We start from the raw sequence: 18,351 nt of genomic DNA, 5'->3' as shown, positions 1-18,351 counted from the left end.
CCTATTTAGAAAATCAGAGGGTAACTTGTCTGTACCAAGAAAGATGAACCAAGCCGCATGGAATAAAGATTACAGGGAAAAAGTTCTTTTTACATCAGATTAACAAAGTATATTCGCGCCCTTGTCAATCACTGGGTTAAGTTCTGAGCCTTAATTAAATGGCTCAGGTTCCTCGTCAGCTTCAGAGCCCTGTAGCCACTGGTTTTACAGAACCCTTAACCGATAATCGTATCATAAAAACTGTAGATCCATTGTTTAAACGGAATAGCCAGATACTGCTTATATCGGATTAAATATAATGAGGTGCCAATAAAGAAGCCCACTCTGCGATAAAGTAAGATTTCAAAAATTTTACTTATGAACGGTAACCCTAAAGAATATTAATACGTCCAACACTTAAAATGGGGCGATTTTTACTTCGTAAATATTTCATTTGTATTTACATCTAAATAAATTTTATTTTCAAGCGATAGTCCGCCGCAATAAATAAAATAGACATCTCGGTCACTGTACTTCACCGATTTCACCCAACCACCTAACTCCTCGAAATCACTTGGGTCACATTCGCCATCCGAGATCAGCTCTGCAACCGTATTGCGGAACGTCTCTTTATGGAGCTTAAGATCGTCGGATTTAACCAAATATGAATCCAATATCTCTATGCTTTCTTTCTCGGAAATAATCACTTCATCATTAGATAGACCAGACATCGAAACCCATTCGGCTGTCTGTGGCCCGCCTTCTTTTAGAACGATGTAATCTGAGATACGAGCCCATTCGCCTTGTTTCTCTAAAACTTCGACCTTTTCACCTTTATAGAGGTAATCTGTTATCAACCCATCAATTTCAGGCTGCTCTACCACTTCGAGCTTTCTATCCAAAACGTAAAATTCGGTCTGTTCTGGTTCAGGCTGAAGATCCATGATGGGTGCGAGCTCAGAATCTGACTGCTGAGCAACTTCTGCAGCTGGCTCTTCCATTTTCTCTGGTGGAATTGGGTCTTTATTCATGACCAAGAAGTAATACGCCGCTCCTCCGCCCAATATTAACAACACAAGTAAAGCGATCAGCGCTTTTTTCATCAAATCCACCAGCTCTTCCGTTTTAGGTATCTTTCAAGTGTACATCAACTCATGCTGCTGCTCATCTATACTCTCTATAGAGAACGCAGTAAGTAGAGGAAAGTCATGAGTTTTTGGGTGAAGGTTATCATTGTGAGTGTACCTTTGAGTGCTAATGTCGCGCTAGCAAACCATTGTGACCGTGAAAACTGGCAAGTACTGTTGGACCGCCAACTCTCATTTGAAGGGCAGTACAACCAATACACTAAAGAATTCAACCAAGTTCTCTCAACCTATGAATCACAAACGCTGTTATCCAAACATTTCACCAAAAAGCAGATCATTGAACTTTGGGTAAAGTACGAACAAAGGTTTAATGTACAGCTCAATAGTCATATGAATACCGCTTACGATGTCTCTGAGGTTCTATTAAAACAGGCATACGTTGTGTCTACCGAGCTAGATGGGGCTGAATCTCTAACGCATTCTTGGCAAGCCGTCGCTAAACATTGCACCAACGCAAAACTACCGCGACAGACAGAAAGTGCGCAGGTGCATGTACAAAGCTCACAATCACTCTCGCAAGATCTCCATACACTCAGTGAAAAGTTCCGCCAGCTGTCTTCAAAATACCGCAAAGAAGCCACGATGATTGACGAAGCACGTCACACAAACCAACCGACAAACGATCGCCCAAACTGAAAACATTGCTAGGTTTCATCGCTTTATCGACTGGGTTTTTCCGATAAATATGCTTCCCTCAAGCCAAAATAGTCAGATAACTCGTTAATCAAAGCTTTATCAATAAGTTGTAAAACTAATGTGCGAACTATCAACAATAAAGTTCAATTTCCGACCAATGCAAGCGAGTATGTGAGATATTCATCACAAAATAGATTTACAAACGCCAAGAAATTGTTATCATGATTATTCATATAACTTAATAACAAGAAACATTTTGGCTAGGTAATATGCAAAAAACTATGGCTTTCAACTGCTTGAGTAACACGGAATGGACTGCGGAGATAAGAGGTAAACTTTTATCTGTAGCTAAACACATGGAAGAGTTCGGTTCAGTAAGTGAGCTAGAGCTATGTAAGATATTTGGAGAGACGATTTGGAATGACGGTGTGGATTATCATTCACATGCTTTCTCATTCAGAATTAACGCTCAAACTGGGGATTGTTCAATCTCTAACTTTAAGTATCACTAAGTTTTGCACCTATCATATGCGGAGTGCCTTTCACGAGGCGCTCCGTTTTTTATTTCTGCGCATCTGGTATTTGACGATAGTCTTTAAGAACAGTGGCACCCTAGTTTAACAACGAAAGTCATTTCGTTTTCAGCTCATTTCACCCAAAGACGTATCCCCTACTACTGTTCAGTCAGTGTAAACCGGAAGTGGCGCATTGCCTTTCACTTGCCTAATCGCAAGGTGAGTATGTATATCTTTTACGTTAGAGAGACGCTGTAGCTTTCTTGTAAATGCTTCATAAGCCATAAGATTTGGACTGACAACTTCTAAAAGATAGTCATAAGCTCCGGATACAACGTGGCAGCTGATGACCTCTTCCATCTCGACAATTGCACTTTCAAATTTATCGATCGACACTTCTTGGTGGTTGTTTAAGCTCACCTCAACAAACACACTCATTGCGATGCCGACCTGTTCTCGTGACAGGCTCACACGATAGCCATCAATAATCCCTTTTTCTTCCAGTCTTTTGATACGCCTCGCGCACGGTGAAGCCGATAAGCCAACCTCATCAGCTAACTCAGCCGTGGTTAGCCTGCCGTCTTTCTGAAGCAACTCAAGAAGATGTCTATCAATCCTATCCATAGCAAATACCGATCATTGGTTAAATTCGTTAACAATTGGGGAAATATTAGCAGAAATCATCAACCATAACTCAAGTTCGAACAAAACTTGCCAACTTGTGGCACACCAAGTACCCCATAATGAGTCATCATCCACTTTCCTTGTTTATTATGAAGCTTGGTTACCTATCTATTATTGTCACTCTGCTCATCTGGGCGAGCTTTTTCCTTTCTCTTAAAGGCGGCGCAAATTCAGACTTAACACCTGCAGACATCGCACTGACTCGATTCCTCATACCTGCATTGGTGCTATTGCCTTTAATGTGGAAAGCACGCAGCACGATCGCTGCTGTCCCTAATCGATACTTGGCCGGTATGTTCGTGGGGTGTGGGTTGCCTTATTTACTCGTTGCAGGGACAGCCATGCAGTTTGTTCCGGTATCACACGGAAGTGCTTTGGTTCCGGGAACGCTTCCTCTGTTCGTAACAGGGATCGCGGTACTCTTTTTTAAACAACCGCTGAGCCGACACCGTGTCGTTGGTTTAGGTCTTGTTTTACTCGGGATATTGTTGTTTTTAGGAAATAGCTTAAGCAGCTTCAACTTTGAATACACCAAAGGTCATTTGTTGTTTTTGTGCGGCAGCTTGATGTGGGCGACTTTTACCATCTCAGCACGTGTTGCCAACCTTAATGCGCTCGTGAGTGCAGGTTTTATCTCATTCTGTTCCACTTTGCTATTACTGATCCTTATCCTTACAGGAACCCTCCCTAGCCATTTAATGAGCACACCAATTGCTCAATGGCCAGTCACAGAGCTTGCCGTACATTCAGCGGTGCAAGGCGTCGGCGCAGGCCTAATAGCGGCATTTACTTACCTCTATGCTGTCAATACATTAGGAGCAGAGCGATCAGCCGCCTTTGGCAGTGCAACACCCGCCGTTGCAACGTTGTTGGCGGTCCCACTGTTTAACGAGATTCCGGATACGATGACTTGGTTAGCGCTTGGTTCGATTTGTATCGGCAGCTTAGTCGCGAGCAACATTTTCATGAGAAACGACCAGTCTATGCAGTATCAACCGCCAAGCCATAGCAAAGCCTGATACTGCGTTCAAACCTAAATACAGTTCCCCTAAACATCAATTTTAGGGCTTGTAGTACATAGATAAGCCTACAAACGTAGGCTTATCTAAAATCTGCTTTTTCTGAACTCGCTTCTCCATTAAACTGTCCGACCTTTTTGCAGATCCAAGAGAACACCATGCAACGCGATTACACTTTAACTTGCTTAAACAACATGCCTCGTGAAGAACTAGAAGAATTTAGTTTAAGAATGATTCATCGCCTTGTCCCTGAAGATGCAATGACGGAACTGTTTACGTTCGAACAGGAAGAAGTAACCAATGAAGAGCGTATGCAATCAGCGAAGTTTGATGCGATGTTGCGAATGACAGCAATCGCGCTGAGTGAAATGAATCTTGCGTTTAGTGAATCGGAGAACTCACAGCAAAACATCGAGCGCATGACTCGACTATTGCTTTGGCACTTCTATGCAATGTCGTTCAACCTTGAGCAAGCGATCAGCCTTGAAACTCACTGTGACAAAGTCGAGAAGATTTTGTCGAAAGCACCGACAGAAGCATTTGGTTGGGTAAAAGAGCTAACAGAGTTGCTGCACTTCTATGCTGAACTAAATGAAGGCAATGAAGACAACGAAGTCAAAAAAGACGCATAAAGTCCCTTCAACTTAAAAAACTTCTCAACTTAAAAGCTGCCCAACGAGTTGTTCGTTACTCAAAGAACAACTCGCCTATCCCCTAGAACGGCGGCAAGTAGAACGATATAGAAAGAAATTAGAACTAAATCGAAGGCAGTCAGGGCTAAACCGAAGGCAAATAGAAACTTTGTTGAAATGAGTTTTCTGCTTTTGTTGTTTCTAAAACACTATGATGCAACATCAGTATCGACTGAGCGATTTTGGTGCCAATACCTAACGAACCATTAGGGGCCTCTCGTTCAACTTCATTATGGATAACGACCTTCACCCGTTTTGAATCCGATTCTAAACCTACATCTAACGACACCATTGTTCCGCTCGGGCTATGCCTCAACGCATTATCTAGCAGATTCAAGATCAGCCTCTCAAGTAAATCACCATCACCTACAGCCTTGATTCCTTGAGGCATATTGACGTTCAACTCAACATTCTTATGGCGATACTGGCTTTGAATCGTTTCTAAGCATTCGTTCATCAACACATTAAAATCAATTGAAGCGTATTGATACGTGGGCACAGGGTTATCATTCTTGGCGCTGTCGAGTAGTGAATGGAGCTGTTCAGACAACTTGTTGCCATTACGGTAAGCGACGTCAATCAACGGGTCTGACTTCGGGTTTTGAATCTTCCACGTTTCTAGGTAACCAAGAACACTCGATAATGGCGTTTTCAAATCATGACTGAGCTGTAATAAGCTTTGTCTGCGGTGTGATGACTGATACTCAAGCTGCAAAAACTGTTGTTGGATGTGTTTCGCCATCAATTGATAAGAACGTGCGATGGGCACCAACTCTGGTACTTGATGGACAAAGTTAGGTTCCAATCTAAAATCTTGCTCAGCTTGTTGCTGCAATTTATTGGTTACCGCCTCAATTGGGTTCAACAGACTGCGTTTCACTAGCAGATAAGCGCCAATCGCAAAGCCAAAAATAGAAACCAGCACAAGCCCTGCAAGTGCGATGTATGGTGTATCAACCTGAGAGTTGGTGATCACAGTATGGCGATTACTTCCTATCACAACATACAAATAACCCACCGTAGACCCTAACTCTTCAATCGCCGCCACAGAAAATACTTTAGGAGAGCCTGGGTTGATCGGGTCTTCGCCCAAAATAGGATAAGGCTCGTCATTTAAGAACTGTTGAATGGGCGCTAGATCTATCTGATTGGCTAACACAGTGCCTTCCGGCGCCGCATTGGTGGTGATATTGCCCTGACTATCAAGAAAATAAATATCGAAATCAGGCCCTATCAACATCAAGGTATGGAATATAGATTTGAGTGCTTTAGGATTGTAGTCGGTACCAATCATGAGAGGATTATCATCGCGCATATGAACCGCGAGCTCTTTATGTAAGCTCTGCTTGGTTCTGTGTTCTATGGTCTCCTTTTGCCAATGATAGGTGTAAGCAATCACCACACTTACCAACAAAAACCACAAACTTGTGAACAGCACTAAACGCGATTTGAAACTCATGTTCTCTCCTCGATGGCTCGTAGGTCTTACTGGCTTTTTAGTAAACTTAGGGCGCGACACATAGACCTAAACTTTCGACTCAAACTTATAGCCAACACCCCAAACGGTTTTAATGAAATCATCATCACTATTGGGCATCGCAAGCTTGCTTCTTAGACGGTTGACCGTGCTACACACGGTATGGTGATAGCCAGAGTGATGAGTACTCCAAACATGATCGAGCAGCTCGTCTTTGCTATACACACGGCCCGGGCGGGTTGCTAAGAAATGAAGTAAGGTAAACTCGGTAGCAGTAAGCGGTACATCTCGGTTATTGAGTGACACCTGATGGCGTTCAGGTTGAATAGTGAGCCCACCAAAATTCATAATCGATTCTGTTGTCATGGCCTCTTGAGTGACTGATTCAACATGGCTTAAACGGCGAAGTACGTTCCTCACTCTTGCTTGAAACTCGAGAACGCTGAAAGGTTTCGTTATGTAGTCATCAACACCGGCTTCTAAACCTGACACCTTATCTAGCTCAGCATCCCTTGCTGTTAGCATTAGTACCGGTGTCCAATCTTCTTTCTGACGTAACATTCGACAAAAATCGAGTCCATCTCCGTCAGGCAAGCCACGATCCAGTACGATTAAATCGAAATGACCATCTTTATAGAGCGCCTGAGCCTTTTCAATCACATTAGTTCTTATTACGTCATGGCCTTGGAACTTAAGATGCATCTGCACCAGTTCAGCTAGGTCATCATCGTCTTCAACCAACAATATGTTTGCCATCAAATTTACCGCAGCACTATTCATGATCCCTGCTCTATTCGGAGTCTGCCTACCTTTCAATTGACCGGAACAGAGCAAGAATTCTTTCATCGTGCTTTCAACCCTATTATTCAGTTCGAGTAATGGTGATTCTTGCTCCTGGGTTGAGGAAACGATGGTTAGCACTTAAAGCAGACGTCGTAAGGCCGTCATCTTGGCTGATTACACCAGAGTGGAAACTCACTACATCGGTGTCGTCTCGTGTGGTATTAAAACCCTCACCACCGCCCGCAGGTCCCGGAATCGTTGCAGCAAGCTCGTCGTTCAATTCCGTTCCTGAATCCCAAACATTCATGTTCATCACAAAGGTATCACCCACGGCTAATGACTTAAGCGACAAACCGGATTCACCAACAAACGCATCATTGGTATTCACCAACATGGAAGCAACTGAAATATACCCTTCTTGATTTGGGTCAACACGAATAGACACCGTGTCTTGCTCACCTGAAAGAATCAGCCCATTGCCTGAGATGCCTTGATAAACATTGGCGTCACTGTCACTGAGCGCAAGCAATTGTGCATTACTGCCTCCTTCCGCCAAATATTCCAGATCGACAGAGGCATTTTGCCCAACTTCAAACAGGTCAAAATTCGTATTGTGAGTCAATACCGCGAGGGGCGACATAGGTTGATTGGGCGTTAGGTTAGCAACACTGACATCGTAACGATAGTAATCGTCGTCATCGTCCGGACAACCTGCTAACATAGCTACTGATGCAGCGATAAATAGAATTCTAGCTTTCATACATCCCCCTTACTTCACAACAATGGTGATAGTAGCCACAGGGTTTAACCAACGATGACTGCTACTATCAAGGTCACTGATTCCGCCAGCCGCGTTACTATCACCAATGTTGCCCGGATGAATATGAACCTTAGCGTTTGACACTGCAGTTTCAACTCCCGTACCACCAGCACCAAAGGTAATAAATGGCGGGTTTGGCATGCTGCCAGCCAACTCATCATTCGCTTCAGTGCCTGCGTCATAGCCATTGAGGGTCGCTTTGTAGGTGCCCGCTTGAGTTGGGATTTTCCAACTGTCTAAGCCAACAAAACCGTCGTTGGTTGGCAGCAGCATTGCACCCAATGACAAGTAAGCTAAATCACCAGTGTCGATATCAAACGTAGTTGCGACGCCCGGATTAAGAATTCCGGTAGCTGGGTTTTCAACCACCACACCACCCGCGTTTGCAATCAAACTCGATAGACCTGAAATATCGCCACCTTCGGCCATCGATTCCAATTCCGCAGAAGCACTCTCACCCGTTCTAAACATGAACAAGCTGGAGTCATGAGCGGCTGCCAAGATAGGCGTAAAGTAGATCCCTTTCGTTGCGTTGGTAACGGTCACCTCAAGCTCTGCAGCCTGAGCCGCTCCGAGGGTCAACATAGCCGAGCTGATCACTAAGCTGATTTGAGTACGTTTGTTCATTTTGATTCCATCCTTTATCGAGTCCTATCGTTGCCAACAAAACGAATAACAGCGATATACCGTTACCTTTGCCAGAACGAACTGTGGGGTTGTTGACTCTAAGAATGGCGATCAAATCTATCAGCAACTTCATTGAATTCTCATAAAACTCTCACAAGTTTATTCAAACTTCTTACTATCCAGAAAGACAGACCTAAGAAACTGATATGTAGTTAGAAATTCTCATTCTAGAAATGAGAGTTACACAAGGGATCATTGTTCAAAAATAGCGCAGACCAAAAGCAAAAAGGCCCAATCGATATACCGACTGGGCCTTTCACTGATGTATAAAGCTTATCTCAGGAAAGCTCTATTCGCTTCCAACTGAGTTAGCCGAACAACACCAATTTAGAATGCGTAGTTTGCGTCAACAAGTTCGCTTACTTCTACTTTGCTTACTTCTGCGCGAGCTTCAAGCCACTGCGCTACTTGCAGTTGCTCTGCTTCTGTCACTGAACGGTAGCGCTCAATAGAGCATAAGAAACCTTCGAACAGCTCTAAACCACCGCCACCAAAGCACAGGCCGATGCTGTCGATAAAATCGATAAATTCATCGATGAACACATCGTATTGGTCAAAATCAGCAATCGAAGTCGTGCAGCTTACTTCAAAACCTAGAATAGCGAATTCACCTAGGTATAACTTCTTGCGTAGGCGGCGATTTTTGTTTTCGATTTTATCTAATTTCATAACTGTCTCTCTTTTCGTTTGATAAAGCATTTATACACAGTTCTTCGTTAATTCCCAAGAGTTTTGTATTGCACGAGAGGGTTAGCAGCAAAAATCGTGCTACAGAAACAAAACCTTAATCAAAACTATAAAAATCTGTCACTTAACTGCTTCACGATTGCTCACACATCAGCCCAAGTTATTAACCAATTCATTAGTAAGTGGGTAAGTCATAAATAACGAATAATAAAGTCAGCCAACAGGAAGCAGTCCCGATGAGCAAGGAAACATTTGATAGCACTCGATTCAATAAGAGTAACAACAAGCCTTTCGAAGAAGTTCTAGATGCAAACCTTTCAAGAAGAAACGTTCTGAAAGGCGGTTTAGGCATCAGTGCAATGACCGCATTTGGCGCGTTTGGTTTAGCGGGTCACAGCACGGCTAACGCTGCGACAATGCAAGCAACGGGCGCACAAAAAAGCACTGCAACACTTGCATTCGAATCGGTTAAAGGATCATTGACAGACAGTGTCGTTGTACCAAAAGGCTATACAGCACAGGTATTGGTTCCTTGGGGTACTCCACTCAACAAGCAAGGCAATGCTTGGTTAAAAGACGGCACCAACAATGCACAAGATCAAGCCAACGCATTAGGCATGCATCACGATGGCATGCACTTCTTCCCGCTTAATGGCAACAGCAATGATGGCTTATTGGTGATCAACCACGAATACATCGACCAAAAAGCGCTGCACGCCAACGGCCCAACATACAACGAAGGCGCTCGCCCTAGCCTTGATGAAGTACGTAAAGAGATCAACGCGCACGGCGTGAGTGTTGTTCGAGTGAAACTTGAAGGCAACCAATGGGTGATGGTCGATAACGATCCACTGAACCGCCGCTACACAGGCGCAACAGTAATGGACCTGTCTGGCCCTGTTGCTCACAGTGAATTTACCAAAACCAAGTTCTCACAAGACGGCAGCCAAGCTCGTGGCACGTTGAACAACTGTGGTAATGGCTACACGCCATGGGGCACTTACCTAACGTGTGAAGAAAACTGGCCGGGTTATTTCGTGAACAAAGGCGAGACAACGCCAGCGCAGGAACGTATTGGTATCGCTACCGACAAAACACGTTACGGTTGGGACACGCTTTCAGGTAACAAACAAGAACGCTTAGACGAGTTTGCACGCTTTGATGTGACGCCAACAGGTGAGTCAGCAATGGACGACTACCGTAACGAAGCACATGGTCACGGCTACATTGTTGAAATCGATCCATACACAGCAAACTCTCGCGCGAAGAAGCGTTCTGCACTGGGCTGCTTCCGTCATGAAGGCTGTACGTTCGGTAAGTTGACCGAAGGCGAGCCGATCGTATTCTACTCTGGTCACGATTCTCGTTTTGAATACCTGTACAAATTCGTTTCTGAAGAGAAATGGGACCCGCGTGATGCAGAGCCGAGCAATCGCCTAAGTGCGGGTGACAAGTATATGGACAAAGGCACGCTGTATGTGGCTAAGTTCAACGATGACGGTTCAGGTACTTGGCTACCACTGATTCTGAGCAGTAAGACCACAAACGGCGGTAAGCTAGGTGATTCATTTGATTCTCAAGCAGCACTTATCATTAATACCGCAGGCGCAGCCGACCTTGTAGGCGCAACGCCAATGGATCGCCCTGAATGGTGCTCTGTTGACCCGATGACAGGTACGGCTTACCTAACGCTAACTAATAACAACAAGCGTAAAGAAGCGAACTCTGCGAACCCTCGCGTAGACAACAAGTTCGGTCATGTTATTCGTTGGGATGAAGGCAAAACAGCAGGCGAGTTCGATTGGGATATCTTCGTATTTGGCTCTCCAGCAGTAGAAGACAAGTCTATTAACCGCTCAGGTCTAACGGACATGAACCAATTCGCAAGCCCTGACGGCTTAGCGTTTGATGCTCGTGGCATCTTGTGGATTCAGACAGATAACGGCGCAGACGAAGTAACTGGCTACACCAATGACCAAATGCTGGCAGTGGTTCCATCTCAGTTAACGGATGACAACGGCAACAGCGCGGTAATTGATGCAAACAACCAAGCACAACTTAAACGCTTCTTTGTTGGTCCAAACGGTTGCGAAGTAACAGGCTTTACCATTAGCCCTGATTACAAATCACTGTTTGTGAACATTCAACACCCTGCAAACTGGCCATCGTCAGAAGATGCGACCGCACAGACTAAAGGCAATGTGCGCCCAAGAGCATCTACCGTTGTGATTCGTCGTGAAGACGGCGGTGAAATCGCGGTTTAATAAGCAAATCTAGCTAAGATCAGTAACCTTACTGTTATCTAGTTTCTGTTCGCTAGCTAAGTAAAATCAAAAAGAGCGATAAGGCCAAACGCCCTATCGCTCTTTTTATATTCTATACGCTCTTTGACTCAACTAATGATCTGCAGCTTTGTAAACTGCTCTTCACCCCAAACCAAATCACGTACCGTCATCCTCGAGAAGGAGGAACGACTGAGTCGGGGATCTCTGCTCGTTGTAGGCTAACCAGAATTAGCTCACGAACAACCACACACCAACGCCCATCATTAACGTACCTGCAATACGGTTCATCAACTTAACGTTATCGGCTTTACCAAGCATATGTTTTAGGCTCTTACCACCTGTCGCATACAAGGTCATGCAGACAAATTCAGAAACCAGAATAATAGACACTAAAATCAACAACTGCGGTGCTAAGTCTTTATTACTATTAATGAAAGGAGGCAATAACGAAATCATGAATGCCCAGCCTTTCGGGTTCGCAATCGCTGTCACGAAGCCTTGAACCACCAAGTCCCAATCATTGCTGACTTTTGTTGTTTGGTTGTCAGTGCTGATCGCCAGTTTACCTCTCGAACGCCACATCTGAACGCCTAGATAGAACAAGTAAGCTGCACCAACAAATTTGAAGCCCGTAAATAGCCACGGGTAGTTCAACATAATAGATGCAATACCCAATACCGCAGCAATAGAAACCACCGCAACACCAGCCAATTCACCGATCATCATCCATAATGTACGCTTGTATCCAACACTCATTCCTAGCGTCAAAGCCAAGGTCATACACATACCGGGCGTAATTGACACAAAGAAAAATGTGGGAATAAAAGCCCAAAGTAGTGCGCTATCCATATTATTACCTTATCGACTTATTTTTATTTAAGTGTTTAGCTTGTTGAGCTGTCTTTCTAAGGAGCTACCTTATATTTAGCGACACAACGAAAAAGAGCCACAATACAGTGGCTCTTTTCCATTACCAACCGTAATTTTACTTACGACGGTTTTTAATTCGCTTCATCATAGTCAAACGACGTTCTGCGCTTGCTTGATCTTGAGGCTCTTCGTTCGCGTTGTTCTTACGACCTTGGCGGTTTTTGTACGCCGATTTAGTGTTCAGCTTCTCGATGTAAGCATCACGTTTCTTCGGTTCATAACCCGGTTGTTCAACACGACGAATACGTTGTTGAATCAGTGTTTCAACTTGAACAACAGTCAACTCTTCTTCGCGGTTAACGAAAGAAATCGCATGACCTTGTTTACCAGCACGACCTGTACGGCCAATACGGTGAACGTAATCTTCCGCTAGGAAAGGCATGTCGTAGTTAATTACGTGTGGTAAGTCTTCGATATCAAGACCACGAGCTGCAACGTCGGTAGCTACCATCACACGAGCTCTGCCTTCTTTGAAGTCATCCAAAGCACGACGACGAGCGCTTTGCGCTTTATCACCGTGACAAAGTACCGCTTTAATGCCGTCTAACTTAAGCTCTTTAACGACGTCATTCGCTGTTTCTTTGTAGTTCACGAACACAAGCACTTGGCGCCAGTTTTTACGGCCAATCAGCTCAGAAAGCAGTTCTGTTTTACGCTCTTGATCCACAGGGTAAACCACGTGACCAACAGTAGAAGCCGTTGAGTTTTCGCGCTCAACACTAATACGTTTTGGTTTACGTAGAATATCAACAGACAGTTGGTTTAACTGAGTAGAAGTCGTTGCCGAGAACATCATGATTTGCGGCGATGTTTCTACATCCAACATGATCTTACGAACGGCATTGATAAAGCCCATATCAAGGATACGGTCAGCTTCATCGAATACTAGGAATTCTAGGTTTGCGATAGATACGTTACCCGCTTCTAAGTGTTCTTCCAAACGGCCAGGTGTTGCAACCAAAATATCCACACCCAGTTCTAATTGACGAACTTGTGAAGACATTTTGTTACCACCGTAAACCGCTGAAACGCTTAGTTCAGTGTATTTAACGTAGTCTTTAATGTTTTGAGCGATCTGCGCAGCGAGCTCTCGAGTTGGAGCAAGAATAAGGCCGCGAGCCGTTCCTCTAGACGCCTTTTTACCGCTGTTCAAAAGGTGCTGAATAACAGGCAATGAAAATGCCGCTGTTTTACCCGTACCGGTTTGAGCAGTAGCAAAAATATCATGGCCTTTACGAGCCATTGGAATCGCTTTTTGTTGAATTGGAGTGAGTTTTTCATAACCACACTCAGTCAACGCTTTGACTAATTCAGGAGCAAAACCTTGAGAGGAAAATGACATTGTTACGGGTTCCTTAAGCAGACAGCCTACATTCTTATTTCAGCCGAGCACTATAAAGTAATTAGAGTGATTTATCTCACATTTATCGTGATATAACGCAAACTTTCTCATTTAATCTGGTGTTTACCCCACCTTCAACGAAGTAAACACCGAGATCATCAGTTCAAACAGTTAAAATGGCGCTATTTGATGCCACACAGCTTGAGTAGAATCTGCTCGAGATCGTCCCAAGGCATTAACTGCGAGTCGATCACTTCAAGACGAGACTCAAAGCCATCAAGGGAAATTTCATTCACGGACACCACTTGATTCGCCACGTTAAACGCATAGCAACCTTGGTCAGTATTCACCACGGCTTTTACACGCTCAGCCGTAAGATCCGACAACATTGAAAACAGCGCATCAAAGTCGAACTTATGCTCTGCGCCAAATAGCCAACCGCAACTGAAATAGCCCTGACCTTTATTCTCTTTACGGATGAACGCTTCACCGGGAGGAAGTTGGAATTGAGGCTCTTGTTCAGCGTGATCGTGATGGTGCGCTTCAATATGAGAGGAAGCACTGCCGTATACTCTTTCAATGTCCAACACTTCCAATGGCACTTCACCATCGTGAATTAGCTTATGGAAGACTTTTGCTGGCGTTTGATCCGTCACCCAATCATTGAACACATCGATGTCTTCAGAATGAACAAGGTCAACCTTAGTACCAAGAATCACATCTGCACTGTCCAGTTGATCATTGAAATTCTGATTCGACGTGTACTTTTCATTGGATAGGTTTCGTGGGTCAACCAAGCCAAGCGTCGCTTTTAAATCAACATAAGGTGTGTATTGCTCTGAAGTGAGTGTCGCAATAACCTGTTTAGGGTGACCAAGCCCAGTTGGCTCAATCAATAAACGGTCCGGCTTTTGGCGCAGTAAGGCATTAATACCTACCGACATAGGAACACCTGCAGTACAACACATGCAGCCACCCGGTACTTCTTTAATTAAAGCACCTTGGTCTGTCATTAATGCGCCATCAATGCCGATTTCGCCAAACTCATTAACCAGGACAGCCCAGTTTTCATTCTCAGGTTTATTTTTGAGCAGGTTCAAAATAGCTGTCGTTTTGCCAACACCCAAGAAACCCGTAATTATGTTTGTAGGAACTTTTTTGGTCATATCAGTTCTCCTTTTTTAAGGAGTATATACACAATCACGGAGAAATTGACCCCAATCGCTTGTTTATACGGAGAATGATTTAAGCCAGAAGTTGTATGAGTGTCACTAGAAAGGGGGTAACGATGAAAAATGAATGCTCCAGACGAACTAAAGGCGTACTTACTCAGTACGCCTCACCCTCGTTACTCAATCGTGAGTTCGCGAATCAGGAAGCCTTAAATATCGACCTGAACATTTAACGAGGAACTAAAACTTTGTTTCTGAATCCATCCAAATTGTGTGTAAAACCTCACTTCTCCTTGCGGTTCGTTATGTTGCTTTACGATTTAACTATGGTTCATTTTTGGGGATATTCAAGCCACCACCAGAGAATCGATCAAAATTGTGACGGCGATTCCACAATTGCCCATAGATTCCATTTATGTAACACGTACATTCCATAAATGAAATTCAACTTTTCATCTTTGCTGCTATAGGATATGCAGAGGACGCGTATAATTTATGACAACCCCGCCTTAACCCATTCAGGAGCCTTATCTCAATGACCAGAAGAGAGAAAATTAAGCAATCCTTATTAGCCAAAATGCCAAGGGATGCTATTAATCAATTTCTCTCAAGAGATAAGACACCCGCTTCCGTTCTCTTCCTTTCTTGTATTGTGGGTGTACTTGCTGGCGTGGTGGGTACCTATTTCGAAGTCGCGGTTCATTTCATCACAGAAACTCGTACCGATTGGCTTAAAGATGAAATCGGTAGCTATTTACCCCTTTGGCTGGCCGCTTTCCTTATTAGTGCTGCATTTGCCTTTATTGGTTACTTCCTCGTTCACCGCTTTGCTCCAGAGGCTGCAGGCTCAGGCATCCCCGAAATTGAAGGTGCGATGGACGGTATGCGCCCTGTTCGATGGTGGAGAGTATTGCCAGTAAAATTCTTTGGCGGTATGGGCGCATTAGGTTCTGGTATGGTTTTAGGTCGAGAAGGACCAACCGTTCAAATGGCCGGCAGTATTGGTCGTATGGTGACTGACATCTTCAGAGTCAAAGATGACGACACTCGCCACTCACTATTAGCTTCGGGTGCCGCAGGTGGTTTAGCCGCCGCATTCAATGCACCACTGGCTGGCATCATGTTTGTAGTCGAGGAGATGAGACCACAGTTTCGCTACTCACTCATATCAATTAAAGCTGTCATCATCTCCGCGGTTTCAGCCAACATCGTTTTTCGATCAATCAACGGACAATCTGCCGTTATCACTATGCCTCAATACCAACCGCCTGAACTGGATGCTCTGTGGTTGTTCTTGTTGTTAGGCGTGTTGTTCGGCCTGTTTGGTGTGATTTTCAATAAGTTGATTACACTTTCGCAAGACCTATTTGTGGCAATACACAAGAATGACCGTAAACGCTACTTAATGACAGGTTCCCTGCTGGGCGGTTGCTTTGGCTTATTGCTGCTCTATATACCGGAGTTGACTGGCGGTGGTATTGGTATCATCCCGAACATCACTAATGGCAACTACAGCGCAAACGTGCTGCTGTTAATCTTCTTAGGGCGCGTGCTCACCACGCTACTTTGTTTCGGCTCTGGTGCACCGGGTGGTATCTTTGCACCAATGCTTGCTCTAGGAACGCTCTTTGGTTACGCGTTTGGGCTTATCGCGGCGGCATTCTTTCCTGAACTGAATATTGAACCGGGTATGTTTGCAATTGCTGGCATGGGAGCCTTATTTGCCGCCACCGTGCGAGCGCCTATCACCGGTATTCTGTTGGTTATTGAAATGACCAATAACTACTACCTCATCCTGCCGTTGATCATCACCTGCTTGGGCGCAGTAATCATTGCTCAAATGTTAGGTGGGCAGCCAATTTACAGTCAGCTGCTTAACCGTACGCTGAAAAACGAGAAACTAAGACAACAAGACCTCCCTCAGCAAGAGGAAGTACGTTAACGACATTGAGAACGGTAGTTCAAATGTGGGACTTAAACGTAACTCGTTAAGCCCCACTAATACAGTCAAGTTCCACTGATACATGAGCAAACCAAGCTCGGTATTTATAAATCACTCAAAAAATAAAGCACACTTTCCTCGTGCTTAATGTCCCGATTTCGTATCAAAATCAAAAAAGCAAACGTTAAACTTGCTATCATCCACTCAAAATTATTTGAGTGTCCTTAACATCTATTGAGGACACAGCTGAGCGCTCACTCTAGAGCAAAAATTCTATAATTGACTCATATTATATAAACTGCTCACATTCTATATAACTCATATTCTATAAATAACTAGTTGGAGAAAGGCGTTGAACTGGAGAAGGTTAACCCAAGTAAAAAATGTGCCGCCATCTCAGGCGTCTTTGGCACTTGGCGTTATTGGACTAGGACAAGCTTGGGCATTATATCTGCCAGGGGTTGGTGAGATCATTCGCCCTTACCTTGCTGCATTTGGCGCACTGTTATTGCTACCCGTTTTACTTCGTTATCTCACCAGCTTTAATACTTTCATCAATGACATTCGTCATCCGCTTAGTGGAAGCTTGATGGCACCAATGAGCATGGCGTTATTGATTCTATGCGACTATTTAGCCGAAATCTCTCCAGTCATTGCTTACCCAGTATGGTTCTGCGCGTTGTTATTGCATTTTACCATGATGGTGTTGTTCTTTAGTTTCCAGATCATCAACTTCAAAATGTCGAACATTGTACCGAGTTGGTTTCTGTATCCGGTGGGGTTAATCAGCAGTTCCTTAGCAGGTTCACAATTTGGGCACACCGTTTTTTCAGAAACTCTTGCGGCCACTTGTATCGGTATCTATTTCCTAATGCTGCCAGTGGTGTTGTACCGCTTGGTATTCGAAGGAAACCTGCCACGCCGAGCAAGACCAACCTTAGCCATCATGGCAGCACCTGTGAACCTGTCTTTAGCGGCTTACTTGGTTAACTTCGACAACCCAGACCCGATTCTAACAGGCGCGTTGGCTGGTATTGCTATCACCATGACGCTACTGATCTACTTGTGTTACATACGATTGATGCGTCTGAAATTCCAACCTTCGATTGCTGCCGTCACTTTCCCTTCCGTGATCAGCGCTATTGCCATGCATCGCCTAACTACGTTTTTCGGCGCGGAATACCCGCAATGGTATTGGCTGCACAAGTTTGGTTTCTTCGAGTTAACCATCGCAACCATCCTAGTGATTTGGGTTGCAGGTGGATACGTGAAAATGTACTGGCCTGAGTTTTTTGGTACTGACTACATGTCTAAGAAGGTCAAACGTTCTTAGACCGAAGCTAGAAGAGCTTAGTTTGCTCGACCGAATTCTCCAATATTCGATATGTCAGACAGCAGAACCAAACAAAAAAAGGCCTCACAATGTGACTGTCTCTTGATCACAAGTCTGGTTAATCAAGAGACTTAGCGAGTTCATACCCTTCAAGGATGGTTTGTAACCTAAGCCATCCTTGCCATAACGTCTTTATAGAAGCGCGACCTGTTCGCTTGGT

17 protein-coding genes are annotated in these 18,351 nt (G+C 44.3%); 7 read left to right on the top strand and 10 right to left on the bottom strand.

The annotated features are described in order from the left end of the window. Positions 1-413 precede the first annotated feature (413 nt). The gene (locus H5300_RS19755; RefSeq protein ID WP_102457363.1) at positions 414-1,091 is read right to left on the bottom strand and encodes an SH3 domain-containing protein; all 678 of its coding nucleotides are present in this window, start codon (positions 1,089-1,091) and stop codon (positions 414-416) included. A 96-nt stretch (positions 1,092-1,187) separates the two neighbouring features. On the opposite strand from H5300_RS19755, the gene H5300_RS19750 reads away from it, so the two are divergent. Continuing rightward, positions 1,188-1,763 (top strand): hypothetical protein, encoded by a 576-nt coding sequence (locus H5300_RS19750; protein ID WP_182796670.1) that lies wholly within the window; start codon positions 1,188-1,190, stop codon positions 1,761-1,763. A 269-nt stretch (positions 1,764-2,032) separates the two neighbouring features. Then, entirely contained in the window at positions 2,033-2,275 is a 243-nt protein-coding gene (locus H5300_RS19745) for a hypothetical protein (RefSeq protein ID WP_017062621.1), read from the top strand. Between the two features lie 168 nt (positions 2,276-2,443). Here H5300_RS19745 and H5300_RS19740 read toward each other — a convergent pair whose 3' ends face one another. Beyond that, positions 2,444-2,902, bottom strand: a complete 459-nt coding sequence (locus H5300_RS19740) for an Lrp/AsnC family transcriptional regulator (protein WP_017078313.1) — start codon at positions 2,900-2,902, stop codon at positions 2,444-2,446. A 149-nt stretch (positions 2,903-3,051) separates the two neighbouring features. Between H5300_RS19740 and H5300_RS19735 the strand changes: the two genes are divergently transcribed. Continuing rightward, positions 3,052-3,981 carry a DMT family transporter gene (locus H5300_RS19735; RefSeq protein WP_182796671.1) on the top strand — a complete coding sequence of 310 codons (930 nt, stop codon included), beginning with the start codon at positions 3,052-3,054 and terminating at the stop codon, positions 3,979-3,981. A 158-nt stretch (positions 3,982-4,139) separates the two neighbouring features. After that, positions 4,140-4,613 carry an exoribonuclease R gene (locus H5300_RS19730; RefSeq protein WP_182796669.1) on the top strand — a complete coding sequence of 158 codons (474 nt, stop codon included), beginning with the start codon at positions 4,140-4,142 and terminating at the stop codon, positions 4,611-4,613. Between the two features lie 145 nt (positions 4,614-4,758). Here the strand turns inward: H5300_RS19730 and H5300_RS19725 are convergent, their stop codons facing one another. From H5300_RS19725 to H5300_RS19700, 5 genes are all read right to left on the bottom strand, one after another. After that, positions 4,759-6,132 (bottom strand): HAMP domain-containing sensor histidine kinase, encoded by a 1,374-nt coding sequence (locus H5300_RS19725; RefSeq protein WP_182796668.1) that lies wholly within the window; start codon positions 6,130-6,132, stop codon positions 4,759-4,761. A gap of 66 nt (positions 6,133-6,198) precedes the next feature. Then, positions 6,199-6,930 carry a response regulator transcription factor gene (locus H5300_RS19720; protein WP_182796667.1) on the bottom strand — a complete coding sequence of 244 codons (732 nt, stop codon included), beginning with the start codon at positions 6,928-6,930 and terminating at the stop codon, positions 6,199-6,201. A gap of 82 nt (positions 6,931-7,012) precedes the next feature. Next, on the bottom strand, positions 7,013-7,693 hold the full coding sequence (locus tag H5300_RS19715; protein WP_182796666.1) for a spondin domain-containing protein: 681 nt from the start codon (positions 7,691-7,693) through the stop codon (positions 7,013-7,015). Between the two features lie 9 nt (positions 7,694-7,702). Continuing rightward, entirely contained in the window at positions 7,703-8,380 is a 678-nt protein-coding gene (locus H5300_RS19710) for a spondin domain-containing protein (protein WP_182796665.1), read from the bottom strand. A gap of 387 nt (positions 8,381-8,767) precedes the next feature. Further along, a complete protein-coding gene (locus tag H5300_RS19700) occupies positions 8,768-9,109 on the bottom strand; it encodes a YggL family protein (RefSeq protein ID WP_004731398.1) in 342 nt (113 codons plus the stop codon). A gap of 254 nt (positions 9,110-9,363) precedes the next feature. Between H5300_RS19700 and H5300_RS19695 the strand changes: the two genes are divergently transcribed. Continuing rightward, positions 9,364-11,391, top strand: a complete 2,028-nt coding sequence (locus H5300_RS19695) for a PhoX family phosphatase (RefSeq protein ID WP_182796664.1) — start codon at positions 9,364-9,366, stop codon at positions 11,389-11,391. 249 nt (positions 11,392-11,640) lie between these two features. Here the strand turns inward: H5300_RS19695 and H5300_RS19690 are convergent, their stop codons facing one another. From H5300_RS19690 to H5300_RS19680, 3 genes are all read right to left on the bottom strand, one after another. Further along, positions 11,641-12,261 carry a LysE family translocator gene (locus H5300_RS19690; RefSeq protein WP_004731394.1) on the bottom strand — a complete coding sequence of 207 codons (621 nt, stop codon included), beginning with the start codon at positions 12,259-12,261 and terminating at the stop codon, positions 11,641-11,643. A gap of 136 nt (positions 12,262-12,397) precedes the next feature. Next, positions 12,398-13,684, bottom strand: a complete 1,287-nt coding sequence (locus tag H5300_RS19685) for a DEAD/DEAH box helicase (RefSeq protein WP_004731392.1) — start codon at positions 13,682-13,684, stop codon at positions 12,398-12,400. A 182-nt stretch (positions 13,685-13,866) separates the two neighbouring features. Beyond that, entirely contained in the window at positions 13,867-14,850 is a 984-nt protein-coding gene (locus tag H5300_RS19680; protein WP_017082085.1) for a GTP-binding protein, read from the bottom strand. Between the two features lie 541 nt (positions 14,851-15,391). On the opposite strand from H5300_RS19680, the gene clcA reads away from it, so the two are divergent. Further along, entirely contained in the window at positions 15,392-16,798 is a 1,407-nt protein-coding gene (gene clcA / locus H5300_RS19675) for a H(+)/Cl(-) exchange transporter ClcA (RefSeq protein ID WP_182796663.1), read from the top strand. Between the two features lie 385 nt (positions 16,799-17,183). Then, positions 17,184-18,131 (top strand): TDT family transporter, encoded by a 948-nt coding sequence (locus H5300_RS19670; RefSeq protein WP_310736169.1) that lies wholly within the window; start codon positions 17,184-17,186, stop codon positions 18,129-18,131. Positions 18,132-18,351 lie beyond the last annotated feature (220 nt).

This window comes from Vibrio sp. SG41-7, assembly GCF_014164465.1.
Classification (GTDB): domain Bacteria; phylum Pseudomonadota; class Gammaproteobacteria; order Enterobacterales; family Vibrionaceae; genus Vibrio; species Vibrio splendidus.
Note: the sequence above shows the minus strand (reverse complement) of the source record. Positions and strands in the feature narration are given on the sequence as shown.

Excerpts from the sequence above, each read along its gene's own strand:
- H5300_RS19750 (WP_182796670.1), top strand. The coding sequence starts at position 1,188 with ATGAGTTTTTGGGTGAAGGTTATCATTGTGAGTGTACCTTTGAGTGCT.
- H5300_RS19745 (WP_017062621.1), top strand. The coding sequence starts at position 2,033 with ATGCAAAAAACTATGGCTTTCAACTGCTTGAGTAACACGGAATGGACT.
- H5300_RS19740 (WP_017078313.1), bottom strand. The coding sequence starts at position 2,902 with ATGGATAGGATTGATAGACATCTTCTTGAGTTGCTTCAGAAAGACGGC.
- H5300_RS19735 (WP_182796671.1), top strand. The coding sequence starts at position 3,052 with ATGAAGCTTGGTTACCTATCTATTATTGTCACTCTGCTCATCTGGGCG.
- H5300_RS19730 (WP_182796669.1), top strand. The coding sequence starts at position 4,140 with ATGCAACGCGATTACACTTTAACTTGCTTAAACAACATGCCTCGTGAA.
- H5300_RS19725 (WP_182796668.1), bottom strand. The coding sequence starts at position 6,132 with ATGAGTTTCAAATCGCGTTTAGTGCTGTTCACAAGTTTGTGGTTTTTG.
- H5300_RS19720 (WP_182796667.1), bottom strand. The coding sequence starts at position 6,930 with ATGAATAGTGCTGCGGTAAATTTGATGGCAAACATATTGTTGGTTGAA.
- H5300_RS19715 (WP_182796666.1), bottom strand. The coding sequence starts at position 7,693 with ATGAAAGCTAGAATTCTATTTATCGCTGCATCAGTAGCTATGTTAGCA.
- H5300_RS19710 (WP_182796665.1), bottom strand. The coding sequence starts at position 8,380 with ATGAACAAACGTACTCAAATCAGCTTAGTGATCAGCTCGGCTATGTTG.
- H5300_RS19700 (WP_004731398.1), bottom strand. The coding sequence starts at position 9,109 with ATGAAATTAGATAAAATCGAAAACAAAAATCGCCGCCTACGCAAGAAG.
- H5300_RS19695 (WP_182796664.1), top strand. The coding sequence starts at position 9,364 with ATGAGCAAGGAAACATTTGATAGCACTCGATTCAATAAGAGTAACAAC.
- H5300_RS19690 (WP_004731394.1), bottom strand. The coding sequence starts at position 12,261 with ATGGATAGCGCACTACTTTGGGCTTTTATTCCCACATTTTTCTTTGTG.
- H5300_RS19685 (WP_004731392.1), bottom strand. The coding sequence starts at position 13,684 with ATGTCATTTTCCTCTCAAGGTTTTGCTCCTGAATTAGTCAAAGCGTTG.
- H5300_RS19680 (WP_017082085.1), bottom strand. The coding sequence starts at position 14,850 with ATGACCAAAAAAGTTCCTACAAACATAATTACGGGTTTCTTGGGTGTT.
- clcA (WP_182796663.1), top strand. The coding sequence starts at position 15,392 with ATGACCAGAAGAGAGAAAATTAAGCAATCCTTATTAGCCAAAATGCCA.